The sequence below is a fragment of the Erythrobacter sp. genome (assembly GCF_030066995.1).
Taxonomy (GTDB): domain Bacteria; phylum Pseudomonadota; class Alphaproteobacteria; order Sphingomonadales; family Sphingomonadaceae; genus Erythrobacter.
Genome location: NZ_JASJAP010000005.1, coordinates 360,932 through 375,563, shown reverse-complemented (window position 1 = coordinate 375,563; position 14,632 = coordinate 360,932). Strand labels below are relative to the sequence as shown.

Here is a 14,632-nt window from a genome sequence, read left to right as displayed (position 1 = left end):
CGAAGGGCCGTACTTCACTTTCGAAGCTGCGCAACGAAGCAAGAACGGGGCTTCGACAGGCTCAGTCCGGACGGAAACATTGTGTCAAATAGAAGAACCTTTGCGATCATTTCGCACCCTGACGCGGGTAAGACGACGCTGACCGAAAAGCTGTTGCTGCAAGGCGGAGCGATCCATCTGGCGGGCGAGGTCAAGGCGCGTGGGCAACAGCGGCGCGCGCGCTCCGACTGGATGAAGATCGAACAGCAGCGCGGCATTTCGGTTACCTCATCGGTGATGACGTTCGAGCGGGACGGGGTCACTTTCAACCTGCTCGATACGCCGGGGCACGAGGATTTTTCCGAAGACACCTACCGCACCCTGACCGCGGTCGATTCCGCGGTGATGGTGATCGACGCGGCGAAGGGCATCGAGCCGCAGACGCGCAAGCTTTTCGAAGTTTGCCGCCTTCGCAGCGTGCCGATCATTACCTTCGTCAACAAGGTAGACCGCGAGGGGCGCGACCCGTTCGAGACGCTTGACGAAGTCGCGGACATGTTGGCGCTCGATGTCTCGCCCCAAAGCTGGCCCATCGGCATGGGTGGGCAGTTCGAAGGCATTCTCGACTTCGAGACCGGAGAAATCAGTCGGCCTGAGGGACCTTCCAAGGAATTTCTTGGCAAGCGCGAGCGCAATCCGGCGATCCCCGAGGAGTTCGCCGAAGAAGCCGAGCTGGCGCAGGTGGGGTATCCCGAGTTCGATCTGGAGGCCTATCGCAGCGGCGACCTGACGCCGGTTTACTTTGGATCCGCGCTCAAGAATTTCGGCATTACCGAGCTGATTGAGGCGATCGCGAAGTTCGCCCCGCCGCCGCGCCCGCAGCCCGCTGGCGACGAGCAGATCGCGCCGACCCGCGATGAGGTCACCGGTTTCATCTTCAAGGTTCAGGCGAACATGGACCCCAACCACCGCGATCGCATCGCGTTTATGCGGCAGGTTTCGGGCACGTTCAAACGCGGTATGAAGTTGACGCCTTCGGGCCTTGGCAAGCCGATCGCGATCCACTCGCCCATCCTGTTCTTTGCGCAGGACCGAGAGATCGCCGACACAGCCGAAGCGGGTGACATAATCGGCATTCCCAACCATGGGACGCTGAGGGTCGGGGATACCTTGTCCGAGAAGGATCAGGTGCGCTTCACCGGCCTGCCGAACTTCGCGCCGGAGATCCTGCGCCGCGTGCAGCTGAAAGATCCGACCAAAACCAAGCAATTGCGCAAGGCGCTCGACGACCTGTCCGAAGAGGGCGTGATCCAGGTTTTCTACCCGGAGATCGGCGCCCAGCATATCGTCGGCGTGGTCGGCCAGCTTCAGCTCGACGTGCTCGTCTCGCGGCTGTCGGCGGAATACAAGGTCGAGGCCGCGCTTGAGCCTGCGCCCTTTGCCACAGCGCGTTGGCTCAAGGGCGAGGCAAAGGCGATGGACGAGTTCGAGAGCTTCAACCGAGCCAATCTTGCGCGCGACCGCGACGGCGATCTGGTCTTTCTGGCCAAGAGCCCGTGGGACGTGAACTATCAGGTCGAAAAGAACCCCGAGCTCAGCTTCTCAGCGACCAAGGAGCGCTAGGGTTGCGAGCCCCGCGCGATCGGGCCATGGGACCGGCATGAACGGATCGGGACCAACTTCGCAGAGCTTCATCTCGCAAAGGCTCAAGCTCAATTACGAGGATTGGGCCATCAGCGAAGAGGACCGCGCAAAGCCGCCGCTCGTCCTTGTTCATGGTGGCCGCGATCACGCGCGGAGCTGGGACTGGACGGCTGAGGCGCTGCGTCAAGACTACCATGTGGTCGCCATGGACCATCGCGGACATGGCGACAGCGACTGGGTCTCTGATGGCAATTACTCTGCGGGCGATATGGTCTATGACCTTGCCCAACTGATCCATCAATTGGGCGTTGGCCCGGTGCGCATCGTTGCGCACTCAATGGGCGGAAATGTGGCTCTGCGCTACGCTGGCGTGTTCCCGGATATGGTGACAAAGCTCGTCGCCATCGAAGGGCTCGGTCCATCGCCCGAATGGAAAGCGAAGCAGCGCGCCACTCCCTATCCGGAACGGATGCGCGAGTGGATCGAGAAGAAACGCAAGGCCGCCGGACGCACGCCGCGCAAATATGAGAGCATCGAGGCGGCGTTTGCTCGGATGATTGAGGAAAACTCCTACCTTACTGAGGATCAGGCGCGTCATCTCACCATCCACGGAGTCAATCGCAACGAGGACGGGACCTATAGCTGGAAGTTCGACCCGCATCTCAATGTCTGGGGCGTTGAGGACCTCGCCGATGAGTTTCTCGAGGCGACGTGGAGCGCGATCAGCTGTCCCACCTTGCTGCTCTATGGCGCGGACAGTTGGGCCTCGAACCCAGAAAAAGACGGACGCCTTGAACACTTCAACACCGCTAGAGTGATTGAGTTCGAGAAAGCGGGCCACTGGCTCCACCATGACCAGTTTGATAGGTTCATGACGGTGCTGCACGAATTCTTGTAAGCGAGGGAAACGCGATGGCTGACTTTACCGACACCCTGACCGACAAGCATGTCGCGATGATCGAAAAGCAGCCGGTCTTCTTCGTCGCCACCGCTGCCAAGGACGCGCGGATCAATCTCAGTCCAAAAGGATACGACGCTTTTCGTGTTCTCGGTCCGGATCGGGTCGCTTATCTCGACCTTGGCGGTTCGGGCAACGAGACCCATGCTCACCTTACGGCAGATGCCAATGAACGTGGGGGACGCATCACGATCATGTTCTGCAACTTCGAGCGGCCCGCACTTATTCTGCGCATATATGGCCGGGGCAAACCCGTGCTTCCTCAGGATGGGGGCTGGGAGGCCTTGGCCGATCACTTCACGCTGTTGCCGGGCACGCGTCAGATCTTCGACATCGCGGTGGAGAGCGTGCAGACCTCGTGCGGATGGGGCGTGCCGTTCATGAGCCTTGAAGGCGAGCGCGAGACTCTCAAGAAAGCCCATCGCCAGTCCGACCCTGTTGAATGGGCGGCAAAGATGGCTGAGCGGGTCTCCAGCATAGATGGCCTGCCCACGCGCGCCACGGACCGGTACATCGCGGGAGAGTGAAGGTTCGCGCGAAGCGGTAGGTTTCGGGCCCTCCGTGCTCAACTTGTAAGCAAAAGGTTAAAATTCGGGCACGCGATTGCCCGTAATCGCGGCGTCACTGCCCGTTTTCCCGAGGGTCAGCCTCGCTTGCCGGCGAGTGGCACAGCTCTTGCTATTTCGATGCTGGGCCCAAGGCCCTCTACAAGCGCGGCCCGAAGCAGGGTCAATAACAGCACCAAAAACAGGGGAAGCAGGCTGTGAAATTCATCATCGCCGTCATCAAGCCGTTCAAGCTTGATGAAGTCCGCGAAGCGTTGAGCAATATCGGGATCGCCGGAATGACGGTTACCGAGGTGAAGGGATTTGGTCGCCAGAAGGGCCAAACCGAGATTTACCGCGGGGCTGAGTACTCAACCAACATGCTGCCCAAGGTGAAGCTAGAGATCGCCGTCAGCGAAGACGTAGCCGGGCAGGTGGTCGAGACGATCCAGCAAACGGCCAACACCGAAGCTATCGGCGATGGAAAGATTTTCGTTCTCGATCTGGCGTCCGCCACCCGCATTCGCACCGGCGAGACCGGTGAAACCGCGCTTTAAGGGAAACAGACGATGAAGAAACTTGCACTTGGCTCCATCGCTCTCTCGATCGCGCAACCCGCTCTCGCTGCGCCCCCCGTTCCCAACCCGGGAAATAACGCGTGGATGATGACCTCGACCGTTCTGGTGATGCTCATGATCCTGCCGGGTCTTGCGCTGTTCTACGGCGGTCTGACCCGCTCGAAGAACATGCTTTCGATGCTCACGCAGATCGGGGCGACCGCGAGTCTTGCGATGATTATCTGGGTTATGTGGGGCTTCAGCCTCGCCTTCGGCGACACCAGCTATGAAGGCCTGCTCGGCAACTTCATCAGCGGGGGCAGCTATTTTCTGATCGGGACCGATGCATCCAGCACGGCGGCGACCTTCACCGACGAAGTGATCAGCAAATACGTTTTCATCAGTTTCCAGATGACCTTTGCCGCGATCACAGCCGCTCTTATCCTGGGCGCGACCGCCGAGCGGATGAAGTTCAGCGCTGTGATGATGTTCGTGCCGATCTGGTTGACCATCGTCTATTTCCCGATTGCCCATATGGTCTGGGCGGGCGACGGGCTGCTCTTCAAGGATGGTGCGCTCGATTTTGCTGGCGGGACCGTCGTTCACATCAACGCGGGCGTCAGCGGACTTGTCCTCGCCTACCTGGTGGGCAAGCGGCGCGGATGGCCGCAAGAGCCGATGCCCCCGCACAGCCTTGTCATGACCATGATCGGCACGGGCCTGTTGTGGGTCGGCTGGTTCGGGTTCAACGCCGGGTCAGCGCTCGAAGCCGATGGCTCAGCGGGTCTCGCGATGATCAACACTTTCGTTGCGACCGCAGCCGGCGGCCTTGCCTGGATGGTGGTAGAGAAGATCCTTGGCCACAAAGGATCAGCGCTGGGCTTCTGCTCGGGCGTCATTGCGGGACTTGTGGCGGTCACTCCCGCAGCGGGCAACAGCGGACCGTTCGGTGCGATCCTGCTGGGTATCGTGTCGTCAGCGGTGTGCTATTTCTTCGTTGCCACGGTTAAGGCCAAGCTTGGCTACGACGATGCTCTCGACGCCTTCGGCATTCACGGCGTGGGCGGGATTGTCGGCGCGATCGGGACGGCCGTTGTCTACCAGCCTTTCCTGGGAGGGCCGGGCGATGGTTCGGTGGCTGTGGGCGCTCAGCTCTGGATCCAAACCAAGGGTGTGCTGGTCACGATCGCTTGGGCCGGGGTCGGCACATTGCTCGCCGGATTTGTCGCAAAGGCGGTGGTCGGACTGCGTGTTCAAGAAGAAGACGAGGTCAACGGCCTCGATATCTCCGAACATGGAGAGCGCGCATACAACTGAAGAAGGATAGGAGAGGCCACCCGCTGTGTGGCCTCTCCCTCTTTTCAAGCTAGGCGGCGACGGCTTCTCGCTCGCTGGCTTTTACAAAATCCGCGCAGCGCTCTCCAATCATTATACTTGGAGCGTTGGTGTTACCGCTGACGATCTTGGGCATGATGCTCGCATCGGCGATCCACAAGCCGTCAAGCCCGCGCACCTTGAGTTGTGGATCGACCACACTGTCCGCATCGGGGCCCATCCGGCATGTGCCCACGGGATGGTAGACCGTGTCGGCGCGGTTGCGGATCAGGGTGTCGAGCGCTTCGTCATCGTCGAGATTGACCGGATGGCGATCTTCTGGACCGTACGCCTGAAGCGCCGGCGCCGAGGCGATACGGTGCGACAGGCGCACGCCGGCGCGCATGGTTGCGATGTCGCGCTCGTCATCAAGGAAATTGGGATCGATTAAAGGCGCGGCGCCCGCGTCCCTGGACGCCAGACGCACGGTGCCACGACTCTCCGGGCGCAGAACGCAAGCGTGGAGGGAGAAGCCGTGCGCGCGGACCGTCTCACGCCCGTGATCCTCGAGCACCGCAGGGACAAAGTGCCACTGAATATCCGGCGAAGGCGAATCGGGCATCACCGTCCAGAACCCACCGCTCTCTGCGTAAGGCGTCGCCATGGCTCCGGTCCGTTTGCGACGGTGTTCGAAGATAGCGCCCGCCATCTTCATCGTTCCCTTGAGCGACTGACCGATCGGGATATCGCTCGTCGTTTCCCAAGCCGAAACGTAGTCGATATGGTCCTGCAATTCAGAGCCGACCGCCGGTTTGTCCATCACGACGTTTATTCCATGTTGCATAAGATGCTCAGCCGGCCCGATACCGGATAGCATGAGAATCTGCGGGGAGTTGAAGGCGCCCGCGCACAGGATGACGCCGCGCCGGGCGTAGAGCATCTCTGATCCGCTGCCCGGCTTCTTACCGCGCCGGACACGCACACCCGTCACCCGGCCTTGCTCGATGACGAGCTGCTCAACCAGAGTGTTGGTGCGGATCGACACATTGCCCTGATCGCGGATCGGTTCGACATAGGCGCGGGCGGCGGACCAGCGTTCACCGTTGCGCTGCGTTACCTGATAGAGACCGAAGCCTTCTTGGCGCTCGCCGTTAAAGTCCTCGTTCGTGCGTAACTGGAGCTCGCGAGCGGCGTCGACAAAGGCGTGGCTTACGGGGTTGGGCGAACGTTGGTCGGAGACGAAGAGCGGGCCGTTTTCGCCGTGATACGCGTCCGCACCGCGTTCATTGGCTTCCGCCTTGCGGAAATAGGGCAGGACATCGTCATAGGACCATCCAGTGCAGCCCATCTCGGCCCAATTGTCGTAGTCCCATTTGTGACCGCGAATATAGACCATGGCGTTGATCGCCGAGGACCCGCCCAGCCCTTTGCCGCGCGGCTGGTAGCCAATGCGACAGTTCAGGCCCTTCTGTGGAACTGTCTCGTACTTGTAGTTCGACGAGTTTCGGATGAAGGGCATGAAACCCGGCGTCTTGATCAGGATATTATCGTTGCGTCCGCCCGCTTCGAGAACGCAGACCCGGCGGGTGCCGTCCACGCCCAGTCGCCCGGCGACGGCGCTACCGCCACTGCCACCGCCAATGACGATGTAGTCGAAACTCTCCATGTCTCTCTCCTTTGCGAAAGAGACTATGCGGCTTCCTGCGGTGGTGCAATCGGGTTTTGATCAGCAACGTTCCGCGCCTTTGGTGCCGCCACGTCGCCCACGCGATGCTTCCATCGATCGCGGATCATATCGGAGGTTTCGCGGCTGCCATCATGCGTCCAGCCAGGCTCTCGCAACAGATAGGACAGCTTGTGTTTCCACGGGCTGCTCCAGATATCGCTGATCATTCCGATCCATTCGTGAAATACCGACCAAAGAAGGTTGAAGCTGCCGAGTTGCTTTATGATCCCGTAGCGAATGGTCTCCTCGTCGCGTTCCGGTTCAAACGTTCCGAACCATTTGTCCCAGATGATGAAGACCCCGGCGTAGTTGCGATCAAGGTATCGCGGATTGGTCGCATGGTGCACGCGGTGGTGGCTCGGTGTGTTCATTACCGCTTCGAACCAGCGGGGCATCTTGTCGAGCGCCTCGGTGTGGATCCAAAACTGATAGATCAGATTGAAGCCGCCCACGATCCCGAGCATCACGGGATGGAAGCCCAAAAGAACAAGAGGCAACGCAAACAACAGCCCAAAGGTAAAGGCGCCCGTCCACGTCTGCCTTAGCGCGGTAGAGAGGTTGTAGTGCTGGCTGGAGTGATGGTTCACATGCGCCGCCCACATCCAACGTATGCGGTGGCCGGCGCGATGGACCCAATAATACTTGAAATCGTCCAGCACGAAAGCGAGCGGCCAGGCCCACCACATCAGCCACCATTGTTGCCCAAAGTCGAAGATGCGGTATTGGTATGCGGCCAGCGCGGCGGCGATGGAGAGACCCCCCAAAAGCGCCCCAGCCAGCGTGGACCCGAGCCCGAACGAAAGGCTGACAAGCGTGTCCCTGGGCTCGTACGCGCCGGGCGCGCGCCAATACGCCCAAACCATCTCGACCACGATCGCCAGCACGAAGAAGGGAACGGCGTATTGGGTGGGGGAGAAGTCGGGCATTGCGATCTTTGCTATAGTCTATTGATCGCGTCGGCCCAATACGGCGCGTCGCTTACAGACAGGCGGACCGGCCCAAACCGCGTTTCGCCGGTATCGACGACCAACGCGTCGACTTCCTCCAAGCCGCGGGCCGCTGGAGTGAGAACGCGACCGGCATACTTGTTACCGTGACGTTTGATGACCATGATCCGCCCGTCAGGGTCGCGAGCCAGTGCCGCCGCGCCGTCTCGAGCTATGGAGACGCGCGAGGTTTCGAACCCGTCTTCGACCTCGCCAGCCGCTTTCGTGACCGCAGTCTCATCGCTGAGTGAGGGTCTGCCGCCAAGACGCAAGAGCGTGGCGAGACCCGCAAGGGCGAGAATGGCGATCAGCGAACCGCCGAACTGCAAGAGAATGGTGTCGGTGTCCATAATCCGATCAGGGGTCAGCGACCGGCGAGCATATCCAGCATCGCTCGGATGGGGCTGACATCATAACCAGCCGCCATCGCCGACTGGGTGATTGTATCGGGGTGGACGCCCAGCTTGGCCTGAGCGAGAGCCCAGAGCAGGGTGGATCGCGTGCCCGAACGACAATAGGCCAGCGCTGGGCCACGCGCCTCGTCCAATGCCTTGATCATCGCGTCAATCTGCGGCTCGCTGAAGCCCCCGTGGCCGATCGGAATGCTAACGTATTCCAGCCCCGCCGCTTGCGCCGCCTCCGCAATTTTATCCCCTTGCGGCGCTGAGGGGTCCTCTCCGTCTGGGCGGTTGTTGATGATCATGGCCATGCCGGCAGCTTTTGCGGACTCAATATCCGCAAGTTCGATCTGTGGGCTGGCAAACACATTATCGGACAGCTTGCGAAAATCGCTCATGCGGGCGGCCTCTCTTCGATTCGTTCGTCGTTGCGCTCTTCATGGTGCGCAAATCGACGCCGATTGGAAAGCCCAGCGGCTTGGAATTCTGGACCGTCAGAACATCGTAGCCAGGATCGGTTGCGATCAAGATCAATTCGGTCAGCACGAGAGACAGCGGCCAGAGCATAGCGAGTGCGGGAATTTCCTCAATGCGTTGGCGAGCGGATTGGCGACGACCAGCGCGCAGGCTATTTGGCCAGTCCCGTTCTGAGAGATGAGAATCGAATCGGATCGCAGCGGCATGCCCAGAGCGGTGTGTGGTGCCCTTGGGAAGCTCTAGGTGTCGTCAAGGCGTGACCAGCCAGCCGATTAGCATCAGTGCAGCGACTCGCGTGTCGCACACGAGAGAGACTGCGACTAGCCATGTGTCTGGGTGGCGCGATCGGCACGCTTGCTTGAGGGGGTGACGTCAAAGTTCAGGTGGTCGACACCCAGCGCTTTCACGCTGCACGCAGACCAAAGAGTCGGTTCGTGAGCTAGTTTGTCCACTAGGCCACCTTGCCCCAATCGGTGCTGTCGGACGAACATCGGTCTGCAACTCGCCTGACACACAATTGCCCTGCTCGAAATTGTCACAAAAAATCGCGACAACATGCTGGTCGGTTAAATCGTTCGCCACCGAAGTGTTTGTACGCTATGACCGATATCAACACGGCAAATGAGCATGTTCGTTTGCCGATTGTGGTTGGCACGGCTTGCTGTCCCCGTCGCCGACGCATTGGAGGACGGGCAGTGTGACAAGGTACTTACTGAGTTATGGGTTACGATAGAGGACGTCGACGCGGCCGGGATAAGCGCGACGGATTCGGCGAAGATGGTTTTGATCCCTTCGGCGGCGGCAATGACGGATTCCCACCCCCAAGTTATGGCAATGATCGTGGAAGTCTTGGTGGCGGTGATCGCTACGGCTCCGATCGCGGTGGCTTTGGCGGCGGCGACCGCTTTGGTGGAGACCGCGAGCGCGGCGGCTTCGGTGGCAGCGGCGGAGGTCGCGGCGGTGGCAATCGGATGCCAGCGCAAGTTGTGGGCACCGGAAAGGGGACCGTTAAGTTCTTCAACGGTCAAAAGGGCTTCGGCTTTATTCAACAGGATGCAGGCGGCGAAGATGTGTTTGTCCATATCAGCGCGGTCGAACGCGCAGGACTGGAAGGACTAGCCGAAGGACAGGAGCTTGAGTTCAATCTGGTTGATCGCGGCGGTAAGATTTCCGCTCAGGATCTTCAGATTGTGGGTGAAGTGATTGCCGTTCAGCAAAGCGGCCCACCAAAGCGTGAATTGACAGGTGAAAAAGCCACCGGAACGGTCAAGTTCTTCAACGCGACCAAGGGTTTCGGCTTTCTTGTGCGTGATGATGGCCAGCCCGACGCGTTCGTTCATATCAGCGCCGTGGAGCGCTCCGGCCTGTCGGCGATCAATGAGGGCGAGCGCTTTGAGTTCGATCTCGAAGTGGATCGACGCGGCAAATACTCTGCCGTGAATCTGGTGCCGGTCCAAGGATAGGACTTAATCAGCTGACGCGCCGTTTGACCCAAGGTGGCCGCGTCTTTACCTAATGCGATGGCGGCCCTGGAAGGGGTCGCCATTTGCATTTGAGAATTGAGGCGTCCGGCCTCGTCTATCTGGGATTGTTCGAATGTCGATTACACCGCTTATGCCAACCTATCCGCGATGCGATGTTCGGCCTGTAAAGGGCGATCACTGCCATCTCATCGATGAGGACGGCACACGCTATCTTGATTTTGCGAGCGGGATCGCAGTGAATCTGCTGGGGCATTCTCACCAGGGCCTGATCGAGGCGATCCAGAAGCAGGCTGAAACCTTGATGCATGTCTCAAACTTGTATGGAAGCCCTCAGGGCGAACGTCTGGCCCAGCAGCTTGTCGACGCGACATTCGCCGATACGGTGTTCTTTACAAATTCGGGTGCCGAAGCGGTCGAGACTTCGATCAAATGCGCCCGCGCCTATCATCAAAACGCCGGCGATAATGGAGACGCCAACCGCTTCGAATTGATAACCTTCACTAACGCTTTCCATGGGCGCACGATGGCGACGATCAGCGCATCCAACCAGGCAAAGATGCACAAGGGTTTTTCGCCGCTTCTCGACGGCTTCAAGTACGCAGAGTTTGATGACCTCGAAGCCGCCAAGACGCTGATTGGCCCCAATACGGCTGGCTTTCTTGTAGAGCCTATTCAGGGTGAGGGGGGAATTCGCCCCGCTTCGATCGAATTCATGCAAGGGCTACGCGAGCTTGCGGATGAGCATGATCTGATGCTGGTTCTCGACGAGGTGCAGTGCGGCATGGCCCGAACGGGCATGCTCTACGCCTATGAACATTATGGGATCGAACCGGATATCCTCGCCTCGGCCAAAGGGCTTGGCGGCGGGTTTCCGCTGGGTGCGTGCCTCGCGACCGAAAAGGCGGCCCGCGGTATGACATTTGGCACGCATGGATCGACCTATGGCGGCAACCCCCTCGCGATGGCTGCGGGAAGCGCTGTGATGGAAGCGGTAGCGAACGAGGAATTCCTCTCTGAAGTCACCGAGAAAGGCGACCGAATTCGAGCGCGGCTGGAGCAGTTTATCGGTAATTATCCGGAGCTTTTTGAGCTTGTGCGTGGCAAGGGCCTGATGCTGGGCCTCAAGATGAGGGTCGAAAGCCGGCCGTTTTTTGTGCACCTGCGTGATCATCACCAGCTTCTAACCGTGGCAGCCGGAGATCAGACCTTGCGTGTCATACCGCCGCTTGTCATTGGAGACGCGGAGATTGATGAATTCTTCGACAAACTGTCGGCAGGCGCGGCGAGTTTCAAAGTGCCCGAGCCAGCATGATGAGTAGCAACACAGAGCCGAGGCATTTTCTGGATCTCACCGACGCCGGTGCTGATGCGATAGCCGCCATGCTGGCTGATGCGATAGATCGCAAGGCGGCCCGAACGTCTCTGCCGAAGGGGCAAGCGGATGCAGACGCGCCCTTACAGGGCCATATCCTCGCTCTTGTGTTTGAGAAGAATTCGACCCGGACGCGAGTCAGCTTCGACATCGCGATGCGTCAGCTTGGCGGATCGGTCTTGCTGCTCGAAGCCGGCTCCAGTCAGTTGGGGCGCGGAGAAAGCATGGCGGACACCGCTCGCGTTCTGAGTCGAATGGTCGATGCCATTATGCTTCGCACAGACGATCATGCCAGAGTTGAAGAGATGGCACGCTACGCCGATGTGCCCGTGATCAACGGCCTCACGGACCGGTCCCACCCCTGCCAGATTGTGGCGGATCTGCTGACGGCTATCGAGCACCGAAAAGCGCTGCCGGGTTTGGAGGTCGCGTGGTTTGGGGATGGGAACAATGTGCTGAACTCGCTTTTGGAGGCCGCTGGCTTGATGAAGTTCAATGTTCGCGCAGCGACGCCAAGCGGCTTCGAACCCGACGCCGAGTTTATCGAAATGGCTCGTTCTGGCGGTTCGAATGTCACGTTGACACATGACCCTTCGGTCGCGGCGCGCGATGCGGATGTCCTAGTTACCGATACCTGGATATCTATGGGGCAAGCGGACGCCCAAGCGAAGCGCGAGGCGATGGAACCCTTTCAAGTCAATACCGCGCGCATGTCCGAGGCCAAGTCGGACGCTGTCTTCCTGCATTGCCTTCCCGCCCACGTTGGCGAGGAAGTCAGTGAAGACGTTTTTGATGGGCCGCGGTCGGTTGTGTTCGACGAAGCGGAAAACCGCATTCACGCGCAGAAGTCGATCCTGCTGTGGGCGTTGGGCCGCCTCTCCTGACTTCATGCAGTCTTCTGGCCTTCAAAGCCCGGTCGATACCAACCATATAAGGCTGATGCAAAAGCAACCCGAGACATACTGCGATACCCTGCTCGGCTTCACGCTGCCAGGGCGCGACGTCCGCGGACGTCTCGTGCGGCTCGACGGCGTCGTCAACGATGTCCTTCGAACGCATAATTACCCTGCACCGATCACGCATTTACTGAGTGAAGCGCTGGTTCTGTGTTCGCTAATGGGCGGCCTGCTCAAAGGTGAGGGGGCGCAAATGACCATGCAGGCGCAAACCAAGGCGGGCGTCGTGCGACTTTTGGTTTGCGATTTTCGTGGGGGCGCGATGCGCGGATACGCTGATTTTGATCGTGAGGCGCTCGCTGGCCTCGGTGCGAATCCGTCGCTTTCTGCCCTTTTCGGCGAGGGCTACCTCGCGATAACATTCGAGACGGACACCGGCCTCGGTGTGATCGAGCGCTACCAAGGTATCGTCCCACTGGAAGGGGACACTCTGGCAGAAGCCTGCGAACAGTACTTCAAGCAGTCTGAACAAGTGCCCACACTTCTCCGCGTTGCTAGCAAATCGGGGCAAGATGGTCGTGTCGCCGCTGGCATGCTCGTGCAACATCTGGCCGACGGGGAAGAAGGGCGCGAGCGCCTCCACGTTCGCATGGAGCATCCGGACTGGGAGCATGTTGAGGCGCTTTCAAGCACCATCAGTCACGAAGAATTGCTCGATCCGGATTTATCCATGGAAGCGCTCGTCTGGCGCCTCTTTCACGAAGAAGACGAAATCAGAATTCAGGTCGGAGAAGATCTGGCTCGCGGGTGCCGATGTAGTGCAGCTCACTACGAGGCAATCATCGCTCGCTTCCCCAAGGAAGAACAAGATGCAATGCGAAATGAGGCAGGAGTGATTGAAGTGGACTGCGCATTCTGTTCACGCAAGTACGAGCTGAACGCCTGATCTTTCCTCTCTGGCCACAAAGCTCCGATGTCTTTACGAACCAGCCTGCAGCGATGCAAAACGCCCATCCACCCGGACGTTTCTTGATAGATTTGGCGACCATGAAAAGTCTTTTTAGATCAAAGTTTTCCGTTATTGTGATTGTGGCCATGGGTGCAACTCCGCTTCTTGCGCAGTCGGATAGTCTGGCCATGCTCGCGACCCTTCAAAAGGGCGAATGGACGGTAAAGTATCGCGATAACTCAGCGAGCCAAAAGCTCTGCGTCAAAACAGGTGAGGAGTTGATTCAGGTTCGTCACGGTCTGTCGAACTGCCGGCGCTTTGTCGTCGAAGATGACGCCTCGAAAGTTACCGTCCAATACACTTGTCCAGGAAATGATTATGGGCGCACCACCATTCGAAGGGAGACCAGTGCGCTGGTTCAAATCGAGAGTCAGGGCATTGCATCTGGTTTGCCATTTCAGTTCACAGCCGAGGCGCGCCGTACAGGCTCTTGCTAAACGCATTGGGCGCAATTCCTGTGGAGTCGCCGCTTTCCTCGCGCAGAACTGATGTCTGAACTTGAAGAACGAGAAGAGCCACGGCTGGCTGTTGTCCTTCTCTCCGGAGGACTGGACTCAATGGTGACGGCTGCGCTTGCTCAAGAGAGTGGCTTTGCCGTTCAGGGTCTTACCGTGGATTATGGCCAGCGCCATCGGCGCGAACTGAACTCGGCCAAGCGCATCGCACGCAAACTGGGTCTCGCGCGGCAGCTTGAGATCGCGCTTGATCTCACCGCGTTTGGGGGCTCGGCACTGACCGACCAGATCGATGTGCCCAAAGGCGGTCCGGGCAACGATATTCCCGTGACCTACGTCCCCGCTCGCAATCTCGTTTTTCTCGCCTTGACAACCGCTTGCGCCGAAGCGGCAGGTGCCAGAGATGTCTTTATCGGAGTAAACGCGCTCGACTATTCTGGGTATCCGGATTGCCGCCCTGAGTTCATTGCGAGCTTTGCGGAAACGGCACGCCTCGGCACCAAAGCTGGGGTCGAAGGAACGCCATTTTCGATCCACGCTCCCCTCCAGAATATGACCAAAGCCGATATTGCGAGAGAATGCGCGCGTCTCGGCCTCGATCCATCGTGGAGTTGGTCTTGTTACGACCCCACCGACGATGGGCGTGCATGCGGGTTGTGCGATTCCTGTCGACTACGCAAAAAGGGTTTTGCCGAAGCTGGTATTCCCGATAGCACGGAGTACGCAGCATAAGGCGACGCGTGTAGATCGCCGCGAAAGATGGGTTGGGAGGGCAAACTTCTTGAGGGAATCGGTTGCGGCGCAAGAGCCAACAGCGGAATCATCCGTTCCA

15 protein-coding genes are annotated in these 14,632 nt (G+C 59.3%); 11 read left to right on the top strand and 4 right to left on the bottom strand.

Annotated elements, in window-relative coordinates; translation table 11 throughout:
• Positions 1–78: 78 nt before the first annotated feature.
• The 5 genes from QNI87_RS13435 (at position 79) to QNI87_RS13415 (ending at position 5,000) form a co-directional block, all read left to right on the top strand.
• The gene (locus tag QNI87_RS13435; RefSeq protein WP_300597540.1) at positions 79–1,602 is read left to right on the top strand and encodes a peptide chain release factor 3; all 1,524 of its coding nucleotides are present in this window, start codon (positions 79–81) and stop codon (positions 1,600–1,602) included.
• 37 nt (positions 1,603–1,639) lie between these two features.
• On the top strand, positions 1,640–2,521 hold the full coding sequence (locus tag QNI87_RS13430; protein WP_300597335.1) for an alpha/beta hydrolase: 882 nt from the start codon (positions 1,640–1,642) through the stop codon (positions 2,519–2,521).
• A 14-nt stretch (positions 2,522–2,535) separates the two neighbouring features.
• Positions 2,536–3,108, top strand: a complete 573-nt coding sequence (locus tag QNI87_RS13425; RefSeq protein WP_300597333.1) for a pyridoxamine 5'-phosphate oxidase family protein — start codon at positions 2,536–2,538, stop codon at positions 3,106–3,108.
• 236 nt (positions 3,109–3,344) lie between these two features.
• Positions 3,345–3,683 (top strand): P-II family nitrogen regulator, encoded by a 339-nt coding sequence (locus tag QNI87_RS13420; RefSeq protein WP_300597331.1) that lies wholly within the window; start codon positions 3,345–3,347, stop codon positions 3,681–3,683.
• 12 nt (positions 3,684–3,695) lie between these two features.
• On the top strand, positions 3,696–5,000 hold the full coding sequence (locus QNI87_RS13415; protein ID WP_300597329.1) for an ammonium transporter: 1,305 nt from the start codon (positions 3,696–3,698) through the stop codon (positions 4,998–5,000).
• Between the two features lie 49 nt (positions 5,001–5,049).
• Here QNI87_RS13415 and QNI87_RS13410 read toward each other — a convergent pair whose 3' ends face one another.
• Genes QNI87_RS13410 through QNI87_RS13395 form a run of 4 tightly spaced genes read right to left on the bottom strand, consistent with a single transcriptional unit; the run spans position 5,050 to position 8,505 of the window.
• The gene (locus tag QNI87_RS13410) at positions 5,050–6,663 is read right to left on the bottom strand and encodes a GMC family oxidoreductase N-terminal domain-containing protein (RefSeq protein ID WP_300597327.1); all 1,614 of its coding nucleotides are present in this window, start codon (positions 6,661–6,663) and stop codon (positions 5,050–5,052) included.
• Positions 6,664–6,686: 23 nt separating this feature from the next.
• On the bottom strand, positions 6,687–7,649 hold the full coding sequence (locus QNI87_RS13405) for a sterol desaturase family protein (RefSeq protein ID WP_300597325.1): 963 nt from the start codon (positions 7,647–7,649) through the stop codon (positions 6,687–6,689).
• A gap of 11 nt (positions 7,650–7,660) precedes the next feature.
• The gene (locus QNI87_RS13400) at positions 7,661–8,059 is read right to left on the bottom strand and encodes a hypothetical protein (RefSeq protein ID WP_300597323.1); all 399 of its coding nucleotides are present in this window, start codon (positions 8,057–8,059) and stop codon (positions 7,661–7,663) included.
• A 14-nt stretch (positions 8,060–8,073) separates the two neighbouring features.
• Positions 8,074–8,505, bottom strand: coding sequence for a TIGR01244 family sulfur transferase (locus tag QNI87_RS13395; RefSeq protein ID WP_300597321.1), 432 nt, complete (start codon positions 8,503–8,505; stop codon positions 8,074–8,076).
• 798 nt (positions 8,506–9,303) lie between these two features.
• Here QNI87_RS13395 and QNI87_RS13390 point away from each other — a divergent pair.
• The 6 genes from QNI87_RS13390 (at position 9,304) to queC (ending at position 14,532) form a co-directional block, all read left to right on the top strand.
• Positions 9,304–10,047: a cold-shock protein gene (locus QNI87_RS13390; protein ID WP_300597319.1), complete on the top strand. Its 744-nt coding sequence runs from the start codon at positions 9,304–9,306 to the stop codon at positions 10,045–10,047.
• Positions 10,048–10,180: 133 nt separating this feature from the next.
• Positions 10,181–11,380: an aspartate aminotransferase family protein gene (locus QNI87_RS13385; protein WP_300597317.1), complete on the top strand. Its 1,200-nt coding sequence runs from the start codon at positions 10,181–10,183 to the stop codon at positions 11,378–11,380.
• The gene (argF, locus tag QNI87_RS13380) at positions 11,377–12,324 is read left to right on the top strand and encodes an ornithine carbamoyltransferase (RefSeq protein ID WP_300597315.1); all 948 of its coding nucleotides are present in this window, start codon (positions 11,377–11,379) and stop codon (positions 12,322–12,324) included. Before QNI87_RS13385 ends, argF begins: the two co-directional genes overlap by 4 nt.
• A gap of 55 nt (positions 12,325–12,379) precedes the next feature.
• Positions 12,380–13,282: an Hsp33 family molecular chaperone HslO gene (locus QNI87_RS13375; protein ID WP_300597313.1), complete on the top strand. Its 903-nt coding sequence runs from the start codon at positions 12,380–12,382 to the stop codon at positions 13,280–13,282.
• 101 nt (positions 13,283–13,383) lie between these two features.
• A complete protein-coding gene (locus QNI87_RS13370) occupies positions 13,384–13,782 on the top strand; it encodes a hypothetical protein (protein WP_300597311.1) in 399 nt (132 codons plus the stop codon).
• Positions 13,783–13,833: 51 nt separating this feature from the next.
• Positions 13,834–14,532 (top strand): 7-cyano-7-deazaguanine synthase QueC, encoded by a 699-nt coding sequence (gene queC / locus QNI87_RS13365; RefSeq protein ID WP_300597309.1) that lies wholly within the window; start codon positions 13,834–13,836, stop codon positions 14,530–14,532.
• Positions 14,533–14,632 lie beyond the last annotated feature (100 nt).

What these genes read in the sequence shown, in the direction of transcription:
- QNI87_RS13430 (WP_300597335.1), top strand. Translation starts at nt 1,640, where the DNA reads ATGAACGGATCGGGACCAACTTCGCAGAGCTTCATCTCGCAAAGGCTC.
- QNI87_RS13425 (WP_300597333.1), top strand. Translation starts at nt 2,536, where the DNA reads ATGGCTGACTTTACCGACACCCTGACCGACAAGCATGTCGCGATGATC.
- QNI87_RS13415 (WP_300597329.1), top strand. Translation starts at nt 3,696, where the DNA reads ATGAAGAAACTTGCACTTGGCTCCATCGCTCTCTCGATCGCGCAACCC.
- QNI87_RS13410 (WP_300597327.1), bottom strand. Translation starts at nt 6,663, where the DNA reads ATGGAGAGTTTCGACTACATCGTCATTGGCGGTGGCAGTGGCGGTAGC.
- QNI87_RS13405 (WP_300597325.1), bottom strand. Translation starts at nt 7,649, where the DNA reads ATGCCCGACTTCTCCCCCACCCAATACGCCGTTCCCTTCTTCGTGCTG.
- QNI87_RS13400 (WP_300597323.1), bottom strand. Translation starts at nt 8,059, where the DNA reads ATGGACACCGACACCATTCTCTTGCAGTTCGGCGGTTCGCTGATCGCC.
- QNI87_RS13395 (WP_300597321.1), bottom strand. Translation starts at nt 8,505, where the DNA reads ATGAGCGATTTTCGCAAGCTGTCCGATAATGTGTTTGCCAGCCCACAG.
- QNI87_RS13390 (WP_300597319.1), top strand. Translation starts at nt 9,304, where the DNA reads ATGGGTTACGATAGAGGACGTCGACGCGGCCGGGATAAGCGCGACGGA.
- QNI87_RS13385 (WP_300597317.1), top strand. Translation starts at nt 10,181, where the DNA reads ATGTCGATTACACCGCTTATGCCAACCTATCCGCGATGCGATGTTCGG.
- argF (WP_300597315.1), top strand. Translation starts at nt 11,377, where the DNA reads ATGATGAGTAGCAACACAGAGCCGAGGCATTTTCTGGATCTCACCGAC.
- QNI87_RS13375 (WP_300597313.1), top strand. Translation starts at nt 12,380, where the DNA reads ATGCAAAAGCAACCCGAGACATACTGCGATACCCTGCTCGGCTTCACG.
- QNI87_RS13370 (WP_300597311.1), top strand. Translation starts at nt 13,384, where the DNA reads ATGAAAAGTCTTTTTAGATCAAAGTTTTCCGTTATTGTGATTGTGGCC.
- queC (WP_300597309.1), top strand. Translation starts at nt 13,834, where the DNA reads ATGTCTGAACTTGAAGAACGAGAAGAGCCACGGCTGGCTGTTGTCCTT.